Origin of the sequence: Methanosphaerula palustris E1-9c, assembly GCF_000021965.1 — an archaeon.
In the GTDB taxonomy this organism is placed as follows: domain Archaea; phylum Halobacteriota; class Methanomicrobia; order Methanomicrobiales; family Methanospirillaceae; genus Methanosphaerula; species Methanosphaerula palustris.
Genome location: NC_011832.1, coordinates 879,449 through 900,402, shown reverse-complemented (window position 1 = coordinate 900,402; position 20,954 = coordinate 879,449). Strand labels below are relative to the sequence as shown.

Sequence of the window (20,954 nt, the reverse complement as noted above, 5' to 3'; positions counted from 1 at the left end):
TGACTCACGGCCATTCACTGAACACCTACAAGAAGTGCACAGGAGACAGGTCTATTGTATCACGGATTCAAATTTACGCAGTGGTAGTAAGAGTGCAGGAATTATTGCAATTACGGTAAAGCCAATCAACCACCAGAAGGCACCATTGTATGCACTTACAACGGTGTGGATATCGAGGACCGAAAGACCGGAAGGTTGATGCTCGATGAGTATTGCAAGAACAGCCGACCCGAATGCTCCCCCGATGGTCAGAAATATCCTCGTTGCACTACTGGCATGAGGGACCTGATCTCTGCTCAATCCCTGATATGCAGAAGCCATGATCGGAATGAGCAATCCACCCAGACCCGCTCCTCGAATCAGCAATGCCACTGCCAGAAGAATTTGATTTGTCTCTGGACCAGCACATGCAAATGGTACCGTCCCGATCATGGTCACCACGAGGCTTATCGCGACGATGCTGCGCGAACCGATGCGGTCGGCCAGTCTCCCGACCCAGTTTCTGGTCAATAACATCCCAACCCCCTGTGGAATCAACAACAGGCCGGCAAACAGGACGCTTTCGCCACGCACCTGCTGGTAGTATAAAGGGAGAAGAAGCATGGCGCCATTCGTGATGATGCCGGACAGGAAAAGTAAAGCAGTCGAAGCGGAAAAATTACGCGATTTGAACAGACGCACATCAATCACCGGCGCATTTTTCGTACGCAGGGCATAGACAATAAACGCGACCATCAGGAGCAGGCCGATCACCAGCGGAATAAGCACCGCACTGCTCGTGAAGCCGCCATGAGAACTGATCTGGGAGATGCCGTAGATGAGGAGAGCAAACCCGGGAGAGACCAGCAGAATGCCGATGATGTCGAGGGACTGTTTACTGGTGGAAGGTTCATCAGTCGGTACACCCCGCCAGGTCAACAGGAGAGCGATGATGGTGATTGGAATATTGACATAGAAGATCCAGCGCCAATTTAAACTGTTTACAATAACCCCTCCCAGCACCGGGCCAAGAATCGGCCCCAACAATGCAGGAATGCTGACAATCGACATCACACGTCCCAAATTTCTGCTACCGGCTATATGAACAAGCACTGTTTGCAACGTTGGTATCATTAAACCGGCACCAACCCCCTGGAGGAGTCTGAAACCGATCAGGCTGTCAATATTCCATGAGAGGGATGAAAGGACCGAGCCTGCGAAAAATACGAAGAGTGAAAACATATACACCCGCTTTCCGCCGAAACGATTGACAGCCCATCCTGAAACTGGAACTGCTAAAGCCATCGCCAGAATATATCCCGTGATAACCCACTGGATGATCGAAATCGTGCTATTCAGGTCGCCGGCAATGATATTTATGGCCACATTGACCATGGTCGAATCCAATAACGGCGCCAGAGCACCGATCACCATAATGACGGATACCCTGAGTATCTTCGGGTCGAGTTTTTCCCTCTGAGGGCTTACGAAATCTGTGGATTTTTTTATCATGTGAACTCCTATCATAGTACCATTGGAGACCATAAATAAGAAACGGTTAGTTCCTTATTTGGACATGATAGAGTAAGCCAACAAGAAATGCAATAGCTAATTTTAACGACGGTGAAAGAAGGAGAGTACTATGGAAGAGCAGAAGAGCGATCAGATCTCCCGACCAGACAGGTCCACTGGTGATGAGCGTCGCCATACCGGTAATCGACGCCGCGGTGAAATTCTCGAAGCTGCAATACTTCAAGCTGCGTGGGATGAACTCTTTGATGGTGGCTATACCCATCTGACCATGGAGGGAGTTGCTGCACGGGCACGAACAAATAAAGCAGTTTTGTATCGTCGCTGGGCCAATAAGGCCAAACTGGTCGCTGCAGCAATAAGCAAACATGTGCCGAGACCTACGGGTGATGTTCCAGACACCGGCGATCTGCGTAATGATGTATTGATCCTGCTTCACGGAATAGCACAGCCCCTGCAAATAATCGGTGCTGAAACCATGCACGGCCTCATGGTCGAATATCTGGATAAAGATATGATCTCTTCATTTCCACAAAGAATGCATCCGGGAACCGAAAGCAGGTTGACAACAGCCATGATGACGATTTTGAAAAACGCTGATACGCGAGGAGAGGTCAAACTGGATACGATCAGTCCTCGGGTTATTTCCCTGCCCGCTGTTCTGCTGCAATATGAAATCCTCACCACCCATGAACCGATAGCCGATACAACGATCGATGAGATCGTCGACGACATATTTCTGCCACTTGTCAGGGCATGACCAATGCAAAATAGACAATCAGACAAATCTCAAGATTTATTTGATAAAAATCTGGCTCAATAAAATTGAAGGATGGGGCCAATCGTTACGAGCGAACAGCTGTGAGAGACTTCTATCAAAACGGTTCTCGATCCCGATCCCTCACAACTCGCTACGGGGATTTTACTCTCACGAAACCTCAATTTCAAGAGAGATCATTCAAAACACGGTTCTGTTGAAACCCTCTGGTACTATGATCCCACGATACGGCAAAGATCTATAAGAATCGCTGCTCCTTGAGTTAATGTTCAAACCAACAACAAGGAGCAGAGATTATGTCAACGAACCGGAATATCAAACGTATCAGATACATCTGTTCAGTACTACGATCCTCCCACTTACCTCTTTATTCCTGCAAATATTCCAGGAGAACGTATACTCAACACCAGTTCATGGCGATCCTTCTCTTCCGTGAAGCCCTTGGTACTGACTATCGCGATGTGGTCGAACTCATCAATCCGACGGGCAGGATCAAAATGATCCTCCATACCCTCACAAAGGTGATTCAATCAGTCGTGATCGTCATCATAGGTGAAGCATTTCAACAGAGATCTTTTCGCAAAAATTGGACCTGCAAACCCACATAACTGCGTGCTGATTTTAAGGTAAATAAGGTTTTGTCAACACCTCCACCTTGGTCCGAAGATAGCAAGGGTTTGGGGGTAGATTTGCAAACAGGGCAAGTGTACTAATATTTGCCCTGTTTGATTTTTGGAGAATCAATTTTTGCAAGATAAGATATAATTGCAAAATTATGCTGACAGTCATGGTAATATGTATATAATATCAATGCGAAGAATAATATATGACTGCAAAGGTATATTGGCAGTCATGGTAATATGACATATGATATCAATCCAAAGTGATGATATGAGTGAGAACAAGATCACATCCGACCTGCTACGCGGACATACCGACACGATGGTTTTACGTCTTTTATCCAAAGCGGATCGTTATGGCTACGAAATCGTCAAGCTGATTGCCGAGCGCTCGGGCGGCGAGTATGAATTGAAGGAAGCCACGATGTATTCCAGCGTCCGGCGGCTTGAGGCGGACGGTGACATCGAGTGGTATTGGGGCGATGAATCTCAGGGCGGACGGCGTAAGTATTTTCGGATTACCGAAAAAGGGAGGGCCACGTACGCCAGCAACAAAGGCAATTGGGAGTATGCAAAGCGCGTTCTCGATAAATTATTGTAAGGGAGATTTGATGTTATGAATGAGAAATTGACAAATTATTTGAATGGCGTTTTTGCGCCGTACGATGGGGTAAAAAGCATCGATGAACTAAAGGCCGACCTGCTCTCTGATTTGCAGGAGCGGTTCCGTGAGCTCATAGCCGAGGGCAAGGACGATAAAACGGCTTTTCAGATGACTATCGACAGCATCGGCGACATTGAGCAAACGGTGCGGGAGGCCGCCGGCCTTTCCCGCTCGCTGGAGCGGCAGCTGTTGATCAACTTCAGCGCGAGCAATTTGCTGAAGAGCGACTTCGCCGGAGTTACAGCGCATAAAGGAAAATTTGAAGCGAGCGCTTTGCGCGGCTCCGACTTTTCAGGCGCGGACCTGACCGGCAGCTTGTTTAAGGCTAGCGATGTGGGCGAGGCGAATTTTGACGGCGCAAATCTCACAGACTGCACCTTTTCCACTCTTGATCTGGCTGGTGCGAGCTTCCATCAATCAATCCTTGTGAGAACCAATTTCAGCATGTCGGAGCTGGCCGGAGCCAAATTCATCGACGTAAAGCTGACTGACGTCAGCATAACAATGAGCGACCTGAGAAAAACGATCTTTGAAAGCTGTATTTTTAACGGCGTTGACTTCAAATATTGCGACCTGCGGGGCTTGTCCTTGGACGGGCAGACCTTTATCGGGGTCAAGTTTGGCGAGGCGATGCTGAACGAAGTTACGTTCAAGGGTGCGACACTTAAAAATGTGTCCTTTACACCGCCGTTTTCCCTGACCAAGACCAAGAAATACTACAATGCCATCAAGACCATCAGGTTTGACGGCTCGATGATGGATAAACTGACCTACAACTCCCTCAAAGGCATGGGGGCCGATTTGTCAAAGGTTACTGTTATATAAAGAGGGGAATATGCAAAACCAAACAATCCACCTGAAAGACAGTGCAGCATAATGGGAACGACAAGCGGAACACTAGTACAGGGACATGTCGAGGAAGGCTGGGAGAAAGTCTCCGATGCCTTCCGTGAGAACTTCGAAGGGACACCCGGCGAGGTCGGCGCTGCATGCTGCGTCTACGTCGGTGGTCGTCCCGTCGTCGATCTGTGGGGCGGCCTCGCCGATCGCGAGACGAACCGGCCGTGGGACAAGGACACCATCGTCGCCGTCGCATCCACGACCAAAGGGGCTACCGCGATCTGCGCCCACCTGCTGGTACAGCGCGGCTTGCTGGATCTTGACGCTCCAGTGGTCAAGTACTGGCCGGAGTTTGGCGCTGCCGGGAAGGAGAAGATCCTGGTGCGCTGGCTGCTCTCACACCAGGCCGGTCTGCCGGTCATCGATGGGCCGCTGACCTTCGAGGAAGCCTGCGCCTGGGATCCGGTCATCCGGGCACTAGAGGCGCAGAAGCCGGAGTGGCAACCGGGCACCGAGCATGTCTACCACAGCGTGACCTTCGGATTCCTGGTCGGGGAGCTCGTGCGCCGTATCACCGGCAAGTCGCTCGGTCGCTTCTTTGCCGACGAGGTTGCTGCCCCGCTCGGGATGAGCGCCTGGATCGGGCTGCCTGAGAAGGAAGAGGGACGGGTGGCACGGATCGAGTACGCCGCTCCGTTCACTATGGAGGAGATGACCGCCGGGATGATCGAGACCACCGGTCTCGATAGGGACACGGTCATCGTCTGGATGAACGCCGTGTGGGGCCCGGACTCCGTGCAAGCCCGCGCCGGCGTGCTCGGCGGGGCTATGGATCCTACTAGCGGCTATACGACCACGCGTGCCTGGCGTGCGGCTGAGTTCCCCTGCTGCAACATGTTCACAGACGCTCGATCGCTGGCACGGATGTATGCGGCCACGGTGAGCGAGGTCGACGGCGTGAGGCTGCTTAATCCGGCGACGATCAAGAGGATGACCGTCGTCCAGACCAACAGGACGCGGATGCACGGGCTACCGCCGAGACTGGATATTCCGGCCGACCGCTCCTTCAACATGTCGCTCGGGTTCTGGCGGGCCTGCCGCCCGATGCCCTGGGTCGGGCCCGGGTCGTTCGGTCACCCCGATGCCGGTGTCGGCTTTGGCTACGTCACGAATCTGTGGTCATACTGGATTGGTGAACCACGGGCGCAGAACCTTGCCGACGCGGTCGTCGACTGCCTTGGTGATGGCTACCGCACATGACATACTAATTCCCAGTGGACCCTTTTTTTTAGGGTTGAACTGGCAAGTAATGGCGGGAATCGGGATTTCAATTTCATTTCTTTTTCCCTTTCTCGGTCCTGTTCTGGTAATACTTCCTGCACTTCGCCCGGGCCGATCCCCTACATAGAACAGCGCCGGCGAAAACGTCGGCCCGGGACCGCCATTTCCGGAAGGGCCAACAAACTGGATCCGCGACGAAGGGAAGCACACCCGGCACGAGAGCTGGGTAAGCGTCTTCCATGCTGATGTCTCGGTCGCAGACTTCCAGAGGACAATCGCCTCCATGGTCCGGCCCTCCAACCGCTCCAGGTAAAGTTACGAGAACCATTGCTCGACGTCGTGACTGAATGGCGGATTGATGAAGAGCTTCCCGACCAATGGCTGCACGAGGCCGTGTCCCAAACAGTGGAGTGCCTCGCTGTCGGCACGTTCGGGATCACCTGGCTGTTGCTACACGAGTCCAGATCGATTTTATCCAGGAATGCGATCACCGCATAGAGGATGTACAGAGGAGTGTAGTGTTCGGGGCTCTCGTGCGATAGCAGTGCGGGCGGGACCGTCATGGTTTTCCTCCCACCCGTCTCTTCTGCGTCTGATGCATTGCCTCCCTTGAAATAGCAGGCTTCGCAGAGACGGACACCGGTCCCACTTATCGGGATACTCGGCCGGGGCCAGATCGCAGACCGAACACCTGCCCACACTGCTGGAGATCCGCCCCATCGATACCAGGGAGATTATCCTGGGAAGGGGCGGGGTCCCGCCCCGGTACTTACGGGCCGCTTCGAGATAACAGACCTTGTAAATCCGCCGTGCATTTTGCTGGTCCTTTGGGCGGGCTTTTCGCTCTGCAGTAAATTTCTCGACATACTAGGCGGTTTTCCCACCGCACCGTTACAGGTACTGCGGCCCTCAGGGATCTCGAGCAGAACTGGGGAAAGATCAAGACCGCGTTCCAGGTCTCTTCGGGAAGGCTCCACCCCGGCCTGGTGCCGGACGTGATGGATATCTACGGCACCGAGATGGTGCTCCTGGTATTAGGCGGCATCCACGGCCCCCCGAAGGGCACCCGGGCCGGTGCCCAGGGGACCATACAGCGATCGAGGTGTGGCAGGAAGGCGTTACGCTCGAAGAGAAGGCGAAGAAGGCAAAGGAACTCAAAGAAGTCCTCGGCAAGTGGGGGCACTACAAGCCGGTGTGAATCATAAACCTTGTTCTGCTGAATCGTCCGCTAATTTCAAGCAATCGGAGAAATTGCGGGAGTGACCCCTCTCTCCTCCGGAGGGAGAGGCAGCTTGCGGGGGTAAGCCCCCCCGGACCCCCATTTTCGAAGAAATTTTAAACAAACTTTCGTAATAATGATCGCGGCCCTCCTCCTCAGGGCGAGTCTAACGGGGTAGCGAGTGCCCGTACCTACACCCCATCCAGTCTATCCCTTACACATTACACGTTTCATATGAAACTGAAAAGCAGTCTTTTATCTCTTCTCCATCTGATTGATCCCCATGTAATTTCATTTTGAATTTACAAAGAATCAGCCGGTAAAAACGGAGTAAAGCTTTTTTGTGCATAATCCATGGCCTCTATAAACTCTGGTTGTTTTGCACGCTTTCCCATTTCTTCTGCACTCACATCATCTACATGTGAATTTATCCACCATATGTTTCCAAAAGGATCTATTACCCGTCCACCTCTGTCTCCCCAAAAATGAGTCGTTAACCGGGTCATAGATTTGGCGCCAGCGTTAAGTGCGTTTTCGTACATCTCATCCGCATTATCTACATACAAATGAATCAGACTACGAAAGGCAGGCCAACCAGGTTTTAAATCAAACATTAATATTTTTGAATCACCGATCTGTACTTCAGCATGACCTATCGAACCATCTGGAGTATATACCCGGCCAAGCTCTTTGGCGTTAAAAGCCGCTTTTAAGAAAATAATTAATTTATCCGTGCTTTTTGTGGCTAACCATATGGATACGGTATGATATCTTTTTTCCATCTCTGATTGTTCTGTTTGTGCCATTGAATCGTTCCATTTCGTTCTGATTCATAAAAAAATGTATTATCGCTTCGCATCGTTTGTGCCGGTGATAAGGAATAAACCCTTGTCAAAAGAAATTTTGGTTCAATTCACTCACTTTTCATTTCATTATCACTATTGTACCATTAAATTACGAAGAATTCTAAAAAACGCGTTGCGACCTTAGTACGACCAGGGCAGGTATTGGTATTTCTTCGTTTTTTTGAACCTTGGATATTAATCACCTTTTTTCGGCTCTGTTGAAACCCTCTCATAACACATCCAGGTACCCTCATCTACATCAATATAGATGATGGATTTGTGTACTCTCGTGAATATTGATGGAGTGAGAGAATGAATGGTATCGAGATTTCATTCCAAATACTACAATTAAATATTCCCTAACATTTGTTCAAGGAATGCAACTCCTCTCTCAATATTTTCCATAGTTTTCCCCCCCGTCAGAATTATTTTTCCTGATGAAAAGAGAAGAGCAACAATTTTTGGATCAGATATACGATATACTAACCCGGGAAACTGTTCCGGTTCGTACTCGATATTTTCCAGGTTAAGCGTAATAACTACCTTATTCAGGTTAATGTACTTTCCGAGGTCATACGAACAGACCATATTTGTAACAGCCACATCCGGCGTATCATGACAGATGACTCCAGCATCTTTCATTGTCTGAATGAGAATCTCCTGACCCTGGAGTAAATCCTCGTGGCTTCTGGCGCCAGTTATTACTACCTTTCCGGAAGAAAATATGAGTACCGCGATTTTGGGTTTTTGAAGTCGGAATACTGCTCCAGGAAATCGTTTTGTATTGAGGTCGCAGTTTTCCAGTTTAGCAGAGAGCATCTCAAGATCGATAGAATCAGCGATAGATCCCGAAGCAACGATATTCTCGATCTTAGGAGACTGAAATTTTTCTTCACTCATGAAGATTAGATAGGTATGATGATCGCAAGTTGTTATCGGTCAAAGGGTCAGGTCAAGGGCACTACTCTCGAGAATCATACCGAAAACCAAAAAAAGGTACTTCCAGGATTCGATACCCCGTGATAAAGATAAACGAAAATATCCATTCACTCGTTACAATCTATCAGGAACCGGCTCAGGTACCTGGCAGAGGAAGGAACCGGAGTTGGATCCACTCAACAATCCCGGAAAATTGACTGACATGATCCATCGATGTAGCTGCAAGAGCGAGAGGATTAACCGAAATCGATCCGTCCTCTTTCTCTTCAATGGATGTTATCACCAGAGCAGCGTAATCCATAGATTCAGATGTAAGTTTGAGATCCTGTCGATATACCAGAAGAGATGACACTGTGTTGAGTGTCAGCCCTCCCGTAAAGATTTTCGTGGAAATTACCTCGAGATCGATGGTATCGGAGATAGATTCTGAATCAACAATGTTCTCAACCTCAGGAGACTGAGATTTTTCTTCATTCATGAGAGTCAGATAGGTATGATGATCGCAAGTTGTTATCGGTCATTTTTTTCCGAGTCTCGCCATGTTAAAAACCACTCCTTATACCTGAAATAATAATTCACCAATACAGCGCCATATTGTACCATCATTTTTCCATCCAAAACACCGCCACCGCCTCCTCTCATAAGCGAGCCGGCTCCACACCCCGCGTGCCGGATTCAGGATTATATTCTGGATTATATTATTGGCCGGCATACTCACTCGACAGTATACGGGAATGGTCATCGTCTACATCGCAACAAGTCTTGACGAGTTCGCCGCACGTAAGGATGACGATAGCTCCTGGCTCGATCCATTCACCCCCGGTGACGGGGATTACAGGTACCAGGATTTATCAAAAATATCTGAACTGCAGTGGAGCTCGAACGTATGAGCAGTCATTCGCCCACCCGGAACGACTCATCACGGGGGCCTGAAGAACTACATTCTCACCAGCAGAGCTCTGCCTCTGGCTGGAGACCGGACAGAATTCTGGCACGGTCCGCTCACCAAACACATCCAGGAGACCCGGAGAGAAAAAGCGGTCAGATCTCCAGAAACCCGTCCAGAGCGAGGCTGACCGCAAGCATAACAGTAGTGGTATTCCGGTGTTCAGTCCAGGTTGCGGCCTCCCGGTTTGTATCATCCATCCAGAACCCTTCGAGGGTCTCCTGCAGGGGGAAGTATTCTGCAAGAGCCGGTACAGGGAAAAAAGGGAGCCGGCCCAAACCCCCCGGATCGCTCAGTCACTCACTGCACGCGGTCTGAAAGACGGCTGCCAATCGGCAACATACGCTCTGATCCGTTCGACATCGTTGGCAGAGAATACAGCGCCGGCATAGTGGTTGGAGGAGGACATCACGTCATGCCCCTGCGCTTTCATAATGTCCATGGTCCGGTCAGGATAGATCATCAGGAGCCAGTTCTCCCAGCTGCGCCGGAAGATTTTCACCGACATGCCGTACACATTCTTTCTCTCCTTGCCGACGTTTGCTCCGGACAGGTCCTTCATCTGGCCCGCAAGGATCGGTGTCAGTTCTGCCTTTACAGCCCACGACGTGAGATTTTTACTCATCACCGATGCTGCGGGATAGATGGTTCGCTTATCGGCCAGAAATGCCTTCACCGCCAGGGTGCCTGCCTCAGTCAGCGGCACGTATCGCTCAGGACTCTTCGCCTTCAGTTTCCCGGACTTGACCCAGACAGACCGTTCAGCCTCGCTGAAGTGGTCCGGGTTCGCCTTCAGTTTCAGTACCTCCTCATACCGCATGCCGGTTAGCATGAGGACTCGAACGAGCTTCACCAGAGATGATTTATGGATCTGACTGAGCAGAGCTTCGTACTCCCGGGGGGTCAGTATCCTGACTCCATGTAACTGATGTGCCATGAATACCAGTTAGCCCAAAATATATTTAAATATATACGCTTTTTTGATAAAACCGTATATTAAATTTTGAACAAATAAGGGATGACTTCACCACGAGCATCTTCACGGTACCATCCTGATTATTCCCTCTTACCAGAGAACACAACAATTATCCCATTACCTGCCAAAGTTTCATAATTATGACGCCTGAACCCCGGCAGAACACGATCCCGAACAGCCTGCAGTTCCTCATCGGACTCTGCATCCTCGGGCTCCTCATCCTGACACCGATCCTTCTCGCCGGGCATCCGGCCGGTCCGGTGACGACACCGCAGACCAGTGCAACCGTCCACGTGAAGATCCTCGCGGTCAACGATTTTCACGGGCAGCTGCCCCCCGGACAGAAACTGAATAAACGGCAGGCCGGCAGTGCGCCGGTCCTGGCCTCCTATCTGAATGCAACGATGGCATCGGAGAAGGCCGACGGCACCATCATCGCCCTGCCCGGGGATATCATCGGAGCCTCGCCTCCCGAGTCCGGGCTCCTCCTCGACGAGCCGACGATGCTCTTCTTCGACTCCCTAGCAGGGCAGAACAGCACCGGCACCCCGCTCTCTGCAATACACAACAGTACGATCGTAGCGACACTCGGCAACCACGAGTTCGATAAAGGGACATCGGAACTGATGAGAATGATCGGTGGCGGAGATGGAACGAGCAACATCACCCACCTCGTCGACCCGTATCCCGCCTCGAACTCCACCTATGTCTCGGCGAACGTGGTCTGGAAGGCCAACAACACCACCGTCCTCCCGCCCTATACGATCAAAAACGTCAGCGGGGTCCCCATTGCGTTCATCGGTGCGGATACGATGAACACCCCCCTCGTTCAGAAAGCTGACGCCATCAAGGATGTGACCTTCCTGGATGAAGCCGACTCCATCAATCGGTACATCCCGGAGATTCAGCAGCAGGGCGTCCATGCGATCGTCGTCCTCCTGCACGAGGGCGGCAACCAGACCCCCTACGACGGTCCCACCCAGGCGAACGGAACCGTGACCGGGCGGGTGGCCGAGATCATCCCCCGGCTCGACAGCGATGTCGACGTGGTCCTCTCCGGTCATACGCATGAGTTCACCAACGCTTATCTGAAGAACGCCGGCGGAAACCAGGTGCTCGTCACCCAGGCATACATGTACAGCACGGGCTTCGCCGATGTCGACCTCACGATCGACCGGACAGGCAGGGAGATCACGAACAAATCCGCACGGATCGTCCCGGTCTATGCGGATCAGTCCCCGGGCACCAGCCCGGACCCCGCCACCGCTGCGTTCCTGGCCGACGATGAGAAGACGATCGCACCGATCGTGAACCGAACAATCGGTGAAGCAGCCGAAAATATCACCCGGGATCAGAACCCAGCAGGGGAATCAGCGCTCGGGGACCTGATCGCAGATGAATTCCGGAACTCGATGAAGGCGGATGTGGGGTTCGTGAGCGCCGGGTCGATTCGGGCCGATCTTACAAGAGGAACGATCACCTGGGGCAACCTCTATTCAGTCCAGCCCTTCGCCGACACGGTCGTGTCGATGACCATGACCGGCGACCAGATCCGGCAGATCCTTGAAGAGCAGTGGCAGGAGCCCCTTCCCCCGCACAATCTCATGGTCTCAGGGCTGGTGTATTCCTATGATGCAGCCAGACCTGCCGGCAGCAGGGTGACGAATGTGACGGTACATGATCTTCCGCTCGACCTGAACGCGACCTACACCGTTGCGACGGATGATTTCCTCGCCACCGGCGGTGACGGTTACACGACCTTCACCGAAGGGAAGAACGTCACGTTCGGCCAGGAGGATATCGATGCCCTGACAGACTATATCGGATCGCTCCCCCAGCCGGTGAACAGAACCGTCGACGGAAGGATACAGCGAGTCGCCTGATACAGGAGATCTGAACACCGCCGGCCCTCCTCGCAGGGAGTGGAAGTGATCGGGGGATGGTCCCCCCTGACCGCACCAGGAGGAACGCGGACTTTCTCTTTTCCGCATCCATTCCTCACGATCCGTCTCTCAATCAGGCATCGTCTTCAAAAGCAAATCTCGTAGAGAACACCCATTTCTCCGACATGAGGATCTACTCGGGTTTTACGCACCATCACGAAATCCGGAATAATATATATCTATCCTGGATTCCATTCAATCCCTATGATATATCATCCGAAGAACATGCCTCTGATGACGGCATGTCTGTTAATCACTGTTCTTCTGCTGCTAGTCGGCACGGTCAGCGCTGCTGGTGCCCCGACAGCAGCATTCAGCAGCACGCCGATCAACGGCACTGTACCCCTGACCGTCAACTTCACCGATACATCGACCGGCAGTCCAACCGGCTGGTCATGGTTCTTCGGTGATGAGACGTATACCCAACCGTGGACGCAGCAGAATGCACATTCCGGGTGGTCGGAAAGATTCAGTCACAGCAGCGTGGTAATGCCGGATGGGAGCATCGTACTCATGGGAGGCTATAGTAATGAATCAAGAGCCATTTTGAATGATACATGGAGGTCGATCGATAACGGCGCTACGTGGACGCTGATGAACGCGAGTTCCGGGTGGCCGGCAAGGGCCGGACTGAGCAGCGTAGCGATGCCGGACGGAAGCATCGTACTCATGGGCGGTGGTAATGAATCCACCTATATGAACGACACATGGAGGTCGACCGATGACGGCGCTACATGGACGCTGATGAACGCGAACTCCGGGTGGTCAGGAAGATTCTATCACAGCAGTGTAGCGATGCCGGACGGAAGCATCGTACTCGCGGGCGGTAGGGATGAGAGCGGGAATCTCACAAATGATACGTGGAGGTCGACTGATGACGGCAAAACCTGGACGCTGATGAACCCGAACTCCGGATGGTCTGAGCGGGACTGCCAGACAGCGGTCGCGATGCCGGACGGAAGCATCGTACTCATGGGCGGTTGGGACGACACCACCCCCCTGAACGACGTATGGCGGTCGACTGATAACGGCAGAACGTGGACGCTCGTGAACGCGAGTTCCGGGTGGTCGGCACGGTACAGTCACAGCAGCGTAGTGATGCCGGACGGGAGCATCGTACTCATGGGAGGTTTGAACGACACCGCCCTGTTGAACGATCTGTGGCGGTCGACCGACAAGGGCGAAACATGGGCGCAGGTACAAAATGCCGGTTGGTCGGGAAGATTCCATCACACCAGCGTAGCGATGCCGGACGGAAGTATCGTACTCATGGGCGGTTTGGACGACTCCACCATCCGGAACGACACGTGGCGGCTCCAACCCGCTGGATCGTCACAACAGAGTCCGTCGCACACCTATACCACCGTGGGAATCTACTCGGCAACATTGCAGGCGTTCAATGCCGCAGGATTCAGCAGTACACAAAAGGTCTCGGCCATCGTCTCTCCGATGCAACCGGTACCCCCGTCGGTAACCGCCCCCCGGGACCTCAACAACGACGGGCTCTATGAGGATATCGACGGCAATGGGGTTCTGAATTTCAACGACGTAGTCCTCTTCTTCAACCAGATGGACTGGATAGCCGACAATGAACCGGTCAGAGCCTTTGACTTCAACAGGAACGGCCGGATCGATTTCGATGATGTCGTGATAGTGTTCAACGCACTGTAAGGATTTATCCGGAACCTCCCTGGAATCCAGAATGATGATTCCAGGGGGGTACCAGGGATCCCTGTTCTGAAGGGGATCCCTCATACCCCGGATCGTTGTTGAAGGAAGCGGGATCTTAACGCAGGATCAGAACAGCAGCGTTACGTTTTCGTCCATCTTCAGTTCCACCATTGAATCTTTTTGAGATCATCTGGACGTTTCTCTTTCCACTAATTGGGGCAGTCGTCGCCCTGCTGCACCTGGCAAAAGAGCGGAAGACTGCTGATGCGCACCGAAGACTGGAGATCGTCCTGATGTGGCAGCTCGTCTGCGGCCTCGGCCTCTCCATGATCTGGGGCGGAATCGGCCACCTGCTCTTCGCCGACCGGGTCGCTGAATCGATCGGGTGGGCGACCGGCAGTCCCTTCCAGCAGGAGGTGGGCATCGGGACGCATCGATCGGGATCGTAGGGCTCCTCTGCCTGAAATTCCGGGACCAAGTTCGAAGAATATCTTTGGGTATTGACACCATTTCCACTGCCGAATATTTCAGGAGTGGATTTTCCGGAATCCACTCCTGAAATTTCTCCATCGGAGAATGATCAGCGGGGACTTACTCTCTTCCTCATCCAGGGATATATAAAAAGAGGGCAGTGCCTGGGATGCAGATGAGGGTGGGGTCGGGTTTGCACTGATTGAGCGGACCCGGAACCGGGTTGGTACCGAGGCCGTCGTTTCATCCATGGTACTGAGGGCACTGATGAATGGCCTGTATGGAAGGGTCGGGACATATACGTGAGGCGGACCGATATTAAATAATTTACGAAGATGCACCTGAACCATCCACGTTGTCAATCCAGTACAGTATCCTTTCGAATCTGTCGTATCGTCATCCATCCAGCAATTCTCCCGGCCGCCAGGAATAATGGGTTGACTGGTATGTCGACGAAATATTGTCTGCCAGGTGAAAACCAACCTTTATTTTTCCAGTACTGGTAATCAAAGGGTGATACCTTTTCCAGTTGTGAGAACGCCGCCCGCCCGGAATGGAATACGATCACATCCATAATTCCCGGACTTTTTCGTTTGTTGCGTTGTAAAGCGGTTAAAAATTCCTTTGCGGCCTTCGTCAGAATTTTTTTATTTTTTTCCGCAAGGGAACGGGGCGGATTATCATTTGTCATGATCAGCCCGGTTGTTCCCACAACTTCAAATCCCCATAACCCGGCAACCTTTTCCAGGTAACTGATAGCATCGTTGAGCCCGAGTACACCAGCCGTTACCAGAACAAATGCCTTTTTGTCAAAGAACCGGGGCCTATGGAAGACATAGCTGAAGCGGTCAATGAAGGTCTTCATCAGTCCGGTCACATTGAAACCATAGACCGGTGATGCGAAGACTACGGCGTCAGCCTCTAGCAATTTTTGTTCTAACGTAGGTACTTCGTCGCGGTTGGGACATTTTTCTTCTCCACGGCTAAAACAGGAAAGACATCCCTTGCAGGGTAGCAGGTGCCTATCCTTAAGCCAGAGGTATTCAAATTCTGCTGCGCAATCCTGCTGCAGGATCTCACGGAACTCTTCACATGCCCGGAACGTATTACCCTTCCGTGGGCTTCCCATGATGACAAGTATCTTCATAGTATTTCTCCCGTTGATCGCGGTTTCATCTCGTCTTTCATCCCTTGTCCCGGATGTCAGGGCCCGGAAAAAATCCGATAAGTAAACGCTCACTTACTTATTGGGGACTAAGTAGTATAAAAAAGTTAACGATCACTTACTTTACGATGCCGGAGAAGTCCCGGCTCAATTCTTTTTCCCGATGACCAATTCGCAGGCATCGTTTGATAGGGACTGTACCTATAGAATGTTCCTGAAGATTATCGGTTATGGCTGTGTCACCATGGTCACTACGAGATCGTAACCGAAATCAATTAAAAAATTCAGACACGAGTGAGACTATGTTCAGATTTCAAAAGGTCTTCGAATAATTTGATAGGGGCTTGTAAGCTCTTTTCCATCTTGCCGATGTCCATCGGCTCTCCATAATCAAGAATGAATGTCTTGAACATCCAGGCAAAGCGGAACGAGTTAAAAAGAATTGCCAGTGCCCTGGTGTCACAAGGCCGGATCGTTCCATCCATCACGTGTTTCCTGAACAGTTTTTCTGTATAATCATCTGCTCTCTTACCATATTCCTTCTTCACGTAATCTCGTATTTTTTCATTATGGTACATTTCGGTGAACATAATATGTGCGGTCTTTACGAGGACAGGGTCAGCCATGATGAACCGGGGCAGACCTTCCAGCATGTCGCGGAAGATTGTTCTATTATCCAGTTCACCAGCCTCGTGGACCGGTGACAGGGGAGTATATACCCGGTTTTCCATGAAGACAAAAATTGCCTCAAGAATTGCGTCTTTACCGGGATAATGCCGGTAGACCGCACTTTCCGTGACCCCAACGGCCTTTGCGATATCTCGAACAGATGTCCTGTCGAATCCGCGTTCTGCGAACAGATCGACAGCAGCGTCGAAAATCTTCTCCCGGGTATGTTTCTCACCCGGGACTTTTGCTGGTCTGCCGGTTTTTCCTGCAGAATATTTTTCAGTCATTCGGTCAGTCCTTCATACAGATCGTATTTTTTCGACGTTCGTGTAAATGTATAATTCATCTGGGTTATAATGAAATATGCGTATCGAATTGAGAAATTACGAATGGTCCTGGTTGGGGATGCATGCGTGTGGTACGGATCCGTCCTCTCTTTTGGTTGATGGACCCAGGGCCGGATTGGGAGGGAGCCGTCGTGCTTCTCCGGACCAGGGCGCTGAAGAGTGTTGGTATCGGCTTGCCGGTCGCATGCAGTGGGGCGGGGCCGGGATCAGATCGAGGGAGGGGGCCGTCGTCCATTGCCGGAACTAACTGCATAATTGAGTGGCCTATACGGATTTGAAATTTCCAGCAGGGTCATATTTACCTCAGACATTTTTCCTGGCAACCCAACTAAATATTTATCAACGAATTACTGGCGATACACAGGAATTATCAACTGCATCCAGACCAACCGCAGTGTTTACAGATCCCCTGATTGCAACCCTCGCCGAAATCCAGCGGTTCGCGGCACTTGGGGCAGAGCTGTTTCACTCAGGTCTTTCTAATGCTCCAGTCATTGAGGGTCGGAATGCTCTGGTTTTTTGCCGAGAGTTCGATGCATTTTCCGACAACTCCACGCAGGAATGTCCTTCCGAGGTGGGATTCTTGATGGACGTGATACAATTCACTTTCGCAAACGGTTTTACGAATTTCCCGTATGGTACGCCATTATCGAGACCCGTACTGATCGCATGGCCAAGGGCACTGCTGTTTGCGCCGCAGCCTCCGCTCCCGACTGTCCTGATAAAGACCTCTATAGGATTCCTTCAAACAGGTTCACGGTGACGTAAAGCCAGCAACATCCGGACTGGCAGAGATAGGTCCGGCCGGAGAGCTCCTTTAGCCGGTCGATAGAGGTCTCCGGGGCAGGTTACCACACCAATCTGTTGCCGGCCGTGCCATATAAATTTCCAATCAGTGGGCATACTCCTCTAACCGGCAGTCCAACTCCAGAACCAGCGGGTCAAGGAAACGGACCGCCCGATCGCACGGGTAAAAACTGAGAAGGGGAGTTCTCTTCAACTAAAGATACCACGAAGGGGCACCACACCAGTCCCTCCGGTTTCACTGATAGAGCATCATGACATTATCAACCGGCATAAACCCGTTCTTTTCATAGATACTCCGCCCGTCATCGCTGGAAAAGAGATAGAGTCGCTTGATTCCCTGCTGTCTGCAGTACCGGGTCGCTTCACAGGTTATCCCCTGAGCATAATGGTGATTTCGATACGATTTTTCGGTATAGATACTGTGGAGAAACGCGATCTTCGAGGAGAGATCATGAGGTACCGGCACATCTGAGAGAATACTGATCGCTCCACTCGAGACGATCCGACCCTCCAGCACGGTGACCCAGGCGATACACGTTCCACTCTTCAATTCATCAGCCAATTTTCTGGTGTATTCTTCTTCAAGGGCAGATAGGAGTGCCGGGTCTGAGGCTCTGTTCTTCTTCACCCAGATCTCTTCTAACATCGCCCGATGGTGATATGCCAGATTGGGAATATCGTCCTGCGTGACAAGCCGGATAGAGGGTTCCTGATTTTTTACCATGTGCATCACTATGAGAGATTGAATAATTCAGGAGGATATCGGTTGGAATGCGTAAAAACGTTTATTCAGACGACTCGTCCAAAAACGACGATGAGACCGGATGTCACTGGCTCACCTGGTGGAGACTCGTGGATAGGATGCCATTGACCGGACCCCGTTCGTCGACACGAGGAATCAGGAGAGATAATTTTTTAGGAAGAACGTGGTGAAAATTGAGATGTACAGGTCCTGAACGGACGAGTACATCTCAGAAAAGGTATGGGAATTTTCCATGTATTATTTTATCAAGTTGCACTGGTTGACCCTTCAGCACTTCTGGTCTGAAAGCCGCGGTGTATGCTCGAAAACCTGCTGAAGGGTCCTGAATGATGTGCTGTCCGGTTCTGGTACTTCTGCTATCGATTCCTGATGCTATCCATATCCCCCGGTCGGTCGACAAGACATCTCTTCGTGAGAGTAATCCCATAGTGGCTGTCTCTCTTCTTCCTGCAGATATGACCGGGTGAATTGTGATAATGAACTGCCGGAGAGTGGTGGTCCTTCTCTGTGAGAGGTCTCCGAGGCAGGTTACCACACCAACCTGTTGCCGGCGGTGCCATATATATTTCCAGGATACCAGTGGGTATACTCCTCTGATCAACGGTCCAACCCCTGAACCAGCAGGTCAAGGAAACGGACCGTCGATCGTACAGTGATTTCGACATTCCCCTTCAGGAGAGATACTATGAAGAACCGCGATCTTCGAGGAAGGATCATGAGATACCGGCACATCTGAGAGATTACTGATCGCTCCACCTGAGACGATCAGATCCTCCAGCACGGTAACCCGGACGTTTTACATTCCACCCTACAGTTCATCAATCACCATACCAGGTCAAAAGGTATATTATTCATCTCCCAGATCTCTTCAAACATCTTCCGATGCTCCCTGCTACATTTCGACATACTTATCATGAAGCACGCGATATATTCGCCGATGCGTTACATCTCTGGGTTACTCTTCCTGCTTCTCATGGCCAGCCTCGTCGTCTCTGGCTGTGTCAGTTCAGGGGATCAGGCGTTTACTGATTCGATGAAGACATCTCAAGCAACCATTGGACAGATGGCAAACGATGCCATTGCCGCTGAAAATGCCGGTGACCATGTGAAAGCCGCAGATCTCGCAACAAACATTTCAGATTACGCCACAAAAGAGAGTCCAGTGTTTCACGGGATGCAGGTCTCTTCGTCCTATGTCACTGCTCGGGACGATTATGTTCGCCACCTGAATAACGCTTCGACCGGTTGGAAAGCGTGGGCAACAAGTATCACGCTCACGCAGGCCGGCAAGAATGCGGAGGCCGCATCCCCGAAACGTGAATCTGATACCGACCTGGCTGCATCAGTCGACTGGCTGAACAAGGCGAAGGCTGCACTGCCAGAGTAGGCCCCTGATCTCCTCATCGGCACGAGGACGGCCTGCTGGAAGCATATGATTCCAGAGATCATCGTCCATTCGAGGAGAGGCAGACGGAGGCCCAGAGGGATCGGTGAAGATAAGTTTTCAGGACGAACTCCAGGTGAACAATGTGAGACATACAGGTCCTGAATTGGACCTGTACATATCGGAAAAGGTGTGGGAATGGGAATTTTTCAGGGTTATTATGTATCCAGATGTACTGGTTGACCCTTCAGCACTTCTGGTTTGAGAGCCTCGGTGTACGCTCGAAAACCTGCTGAAGGGTCCTGATAGTTATGCTTGTCCGGTTCTGGTACTTCTGCTGTCGATTCCTGTTGGCTATCCATATGCCCGATCGGTCGGCAAGACATCGCTTCGTGAGAGAATGCTGATCTGTCCCTCTTCTTCCTGCAGATGTGACCGGGTGTACTGTGATAATAAACTGCCCGGAGGGTGGTGGTCCTTCTCTGTGAGAGGTCTCCGGGGCAGGTTACCACATCAACCTGTTGCCGGCGGAGCCATATATATTTCCAGGATACAGATGGGCATACATCTCTGATCGGCGGCCCATTCCCTGAACCTGCAGGTCAAGGAAACAGACAGAACGGTCGAACTGATAAGCCTGCGTCGTTCATAGGGAAAAAGGATCCAGGCGTGCTTGACTCGCCAAATGATTGAGTATAATGATGATTGTTCTTCTTGACAGGCCGGCTAATATGGTCTCACAAACCAGACGACACCCATTCAGGCACTCCAACCCTGGTGATCTCATTTTTTCTTCTTCATCAGGTCGTTCACGATATTTTTCGCGTAGGCGTCCCAAACTGCCTGGAGTTCCTTCACTTTCTCTGCAGGGGCCTCCGGACCCAGATCCAGAATCTGCTGGTCCAGTTCATCCACTCTCTTTCGATAGAAGAGATCAGAACAATAGGTTGCCCCTTCCAGGATCTGTTCGATGCTGTCTTTTTGATCCTTCTCCCCAAAGTACCGGTTCAGCATCTCTGCAGTAGCCAGTGACGCCTCGAAACTGCTGATGGACTGAAAGAGTAGCCTCCTTTGTTTAGTGATTAGGAACCTAGACAAGAATGTCTCTCAAGGCGGA

At 51.4% G+C, this 20,954-nt stretch carries 20 protein-coding genes and 2 pseudogenes; 11 read left to right on the top strand and 11 right to left on the bottom strand.

The annotated features are described in order from the left end of the window. Window positions 1-51: 51 nt before the first annotated feature. The gene (locus MPAL_RS04415) at window positions 52-1,491 is read right to left on the bottom strand and encodes a DHA2 family efflux MFS transporter permease subunit (protein ID WP_012617551.1); all 1,440 of its coding nucleotides are present in this window, start codon (window positions 1,489-1,491) and stop codon (window positions 52-54) included. A gap of 130 nt (window positions 1,492-1,621) precedes the next feature. Here MPAL_RS04415 and MPAL_RS04410 point away from each other — a divergent pair, with 130 nt between their 5' ends. The 7 genes and pseudogenes from MPAL_RS04410 to MPAL_RS17455 form a co-directional block, all read left to right on the top strand. Next, window positions 1,622-2,269: a TetR/AcrR family transcriptional regulator gene (locus MPAL_RS04410; protein ID WP_012617550.1), complete on the top strand. Its 648-nt coding sequence runs from the start codon at window positions 1,622-1,624 to the stop codon at window positions 2,267-2,269. Window positions 2,270-2,334: 65 nt separating this feature from the next. Then, window positions 2,335-2,487: a transposase gene (locus MPAL_RS17460; RefSeq protein ID WP_158303625.1), complete on the top strand. Its 153-nt coding sequence runs from the start codon at window positions 2,335-2,337 to the stop codon at window positions 2,485-2,487. Window positions 2,488-2,583: 96 nt separating this feature from the next. Next, window positions 2,584-2,796, top strand: a pseudogene (locus MPAL_RS16810) (IS5/IS1182 family transposase); the annotation flags it as partial. A gap of 382 nt (window positions 2,797-3,178) precedes the next feature. Continuing rightward, the gene (locus MPAL_RS04400; RefSeq protein WP_012617548.1) at window positions 3,179-3,508 is read left to right on the top strand and encodes a PadR family transcriptional regulator; all 330 of its coding nucleotides are present in this window, start codon (window positions 3,179-3,181) and stop codon (window positions 3,506-3,508) included. A gap of 15 nt (window positions 3,509-3,523) precedes the next feature. Further along, window positions 3,524-4,396, top strand: coding sequence for a pentapeptide repeat-containing protein (locus MPAL_RS04395; RefSeq protein WP_012617547.1), 873 nt, complete (start codon window positions 3,524-3,526; stop codon window positions 4,394-4,396). Between the two features lie 51 nt (window positions 4,397-4,447). After that, on the top strand, window positions 4,448-5,671 hold the full coding sequence (locus MPAL_RS04390) for an EstA family serine hydrolase (protein ID WP_012617546.1): 1,224 nt from the start codon (window positions 4,448-4,450) through the stop codon (window positions 5,669-5,671). Window positions 5,672-6,546: 875 nt separating this feature from the next. After that, a pseudogene (locus tag MPAL_RS17455) lies at window positions 6,547-6,738 on the top strand (hypothetical protein); the annotation flags it as partial. Between the two features lie 475 nt (window positions 6,739-7,213). On the opposite strand, the gene MPAL_RS04385 reads toward MPAL_RS17455, so the two are convergent. The 4 genes from MPAL_RS04385 to MPAL_RS04365 form a co-directional block, all read right to left on the bottom strand. Continuing rightward, window positions 7,214-7,717: a VOC family protein gene (locus MPAL_RS04385; RefSeq protein ID WP_012617544.1), complete on the bottom strand. Its 504-nt coding sequence runs from the start codon at window positions 7,715-7,717 to the stop codon at window positions 7,214-7,216. A gap of 387 nt (window positions 7,718-8,104) precedes the next feature. Next, on the bottom strand, window positions 8,105-8,656 hold the full coding sequence (locus MPAL_RS04380; protein ID WP_012617543.1) for a TATA-box-binding protein: 552 nt from the start codon (window positions 8,654-8,656) through the stop codon (window positions 8,105-8,107). A gap of 175 nt (window positions 8,657-8,831) precedes the next feature. Beyond that, on the bottom strand, window positions 8,832-9,173 hold the full coding sequence (locus tag MPAL_RS04375; protein ID WP_048145174.1) for a hypothetical protein: 342 nt from the start codon (window positions 9,171-9,173) through the stop codon (window positions 8,832-8,834). A 760-nt stretch (window positions 9,174-9,933) separates the two neighbouring features. Further along, window positions 9,934-10,578 carry a site-specific integrase gene (locus MPAL_RS04365; protein WP_012617540.1) on the bottom strand — a complete coding sequence of 215 codons (645 nt, stop codon included), beginning with the start codon at window positions 10,576-10,578 and terminating at the stop codon, window positions 9,934-9,936. A 179-nt stretch (window positions 10,579-10,757) separates the two neighbouring features. Here MPAL_RS04365 and MPAL_RS04360 point away from each other — a divergent pair, with 179 nt between their 5' ends. The 3 genes from MPAL_RS04360 (at window position 10,758) to MPAL_RS04350 (ending at window position 14,680) form a co-directional block, all read left to right on the top strand. Beyond that, window positions 10,758-12,500 (top strand): bifunctional metallophosphatase/5'-nucleotidase, encoded by a 1,743-nt coding sequence (locus MPAL_RS04360; RefSeq protein ID WP_012617539.1) that lies wholly within the window; start codon window positions 10,758-10,760, stop codon window positions 12,498-12,500. Window positions 12,501-12,764: 264 nt separating this feature from the next. Next, window positions 12,765-14,231, top strand: a complete 1,467-nt coding sequence (locus tag MPAL_RS04355) for a kelch repeat-containing protein (RefSeq protein ID WP_012617538.1) — start codon at window positions 12,765-12,767, stop codon at window positions 14,229-14,231. Between the two features lie 170 nt (window positions 14,232-14,401). After that, window positions 14,402-14,680, top strand: coding sequence for a DUF6790 family protein (locus tag MPAL_RS04350; RefSeq protein ID WP_012617537.1), 279 nt, complete (start codon window positions 14,402-14,404; stop codon window positions 14,678-14,680). A 380-nt stretch (window positions 14,681-15,060) separates the two neighbouring features. Here MPAL_RS04350 and MPAL_RS04345 read toward each other — a convergent pair whose 3' ends face one another. The 5 genes from MPAL_RS04345 to MPAL_RS15685 all read right to left on the bottom strand — a co-directional run bounded on the left by MPAL_RS04345 (window position 15,061) and on the right by MPAL_RS15685 (window position 18,988). After that, window positions 15,061-15,849, bottom strand: a complete 789-nt coding sequence (locus tag MPAL_RS04345) for a flavodoxin family protein (protein ID WP_012617536.1) — start codon at window positions 15,847-15,849, stop codon at window positions 15,061-15,063. Window positions 15,850-16,151: 302 nt separating this feature from the next. Further along, window positions 16,152-16,823, bottom strand: a complete 672-nt coding sequence (locus MPAL_RS04340) for a TetR/AcrR family transcriptional regulator (protein WP_012617534.1) — start codon at window positions 16,821-16,823, stop codon at window positions 16,152-16,154. Window positions 16,824-17,348: 525 nt separating this feature from the next. Then, a complete protein-coding gene (locus MPAL_RS17675) occupies window positions 17,349-17,606 on the bottom strand; it encodes a TSCPD domain-containing protein (RefSeq protein ID WP_449406367.1) in 258 nt (85 codons plus the stop codon). 319 nt (window positions 17,607-17,925) lie between these two features. Further along, the gene (locus MPAL_RS04330; protein WP_048145171.1) at window positions 17,926-18,414 is read right to left on the bottom strand and encodes a GNAT family N-acetyltransferase; all 489 of its coding nucleotides are present in this window, start codon (window positions 18,412-18,414) and stop codon (window positions 17,926-17,928) included. A 247-nt stretch (window positions 18,415-18,661) separates the two neighbouring features. Further along, window positions 18,662-18,988 carry a hypothetical protein gene (locus MPAL_RS15685; protein WP_148208134.1) on the bottom strand — a complete coding sequence of 109 codons (327 nt, stop codon included), beginning with the start codon at window positions 18,986-18,988 and terminating at the stop codon, window positions 18,662-18,664. 402 nt (window positions 18,989-19,390) lie between these two features. Between MPAL_RS15685 and MPAL_RS04325 the strand changes: the two genes are divergently transcribed. Next, on the top strand, window positions 19,391-19,840 hold the full coding sequence (locus MPAL_RS04325; RefSeq protein WP_048145170.1) for a hypothetical protein: 450 nt from the start codon (window positions 19,391-19,393) through the stop codon (window positions 19,838-19,840). Window positions 19,841-20,620: 780 nt separating this feature from the next. Here MPAL_RS04325 and MPAL_RS04320 read toward each other — a convergent pair. Further along, window positions 20,621-20,935, bottom strand: coding sequence for a hypothetical protein (locus MPAL_RS04320; RefSeq protein WP_148208133.1), 315 nt, complete (start codon window positions 20,933-20,935; stop codon window positions 20,621-20,623). Window positions 20,936-20,954: the final 19 nt, after the last annotated feature.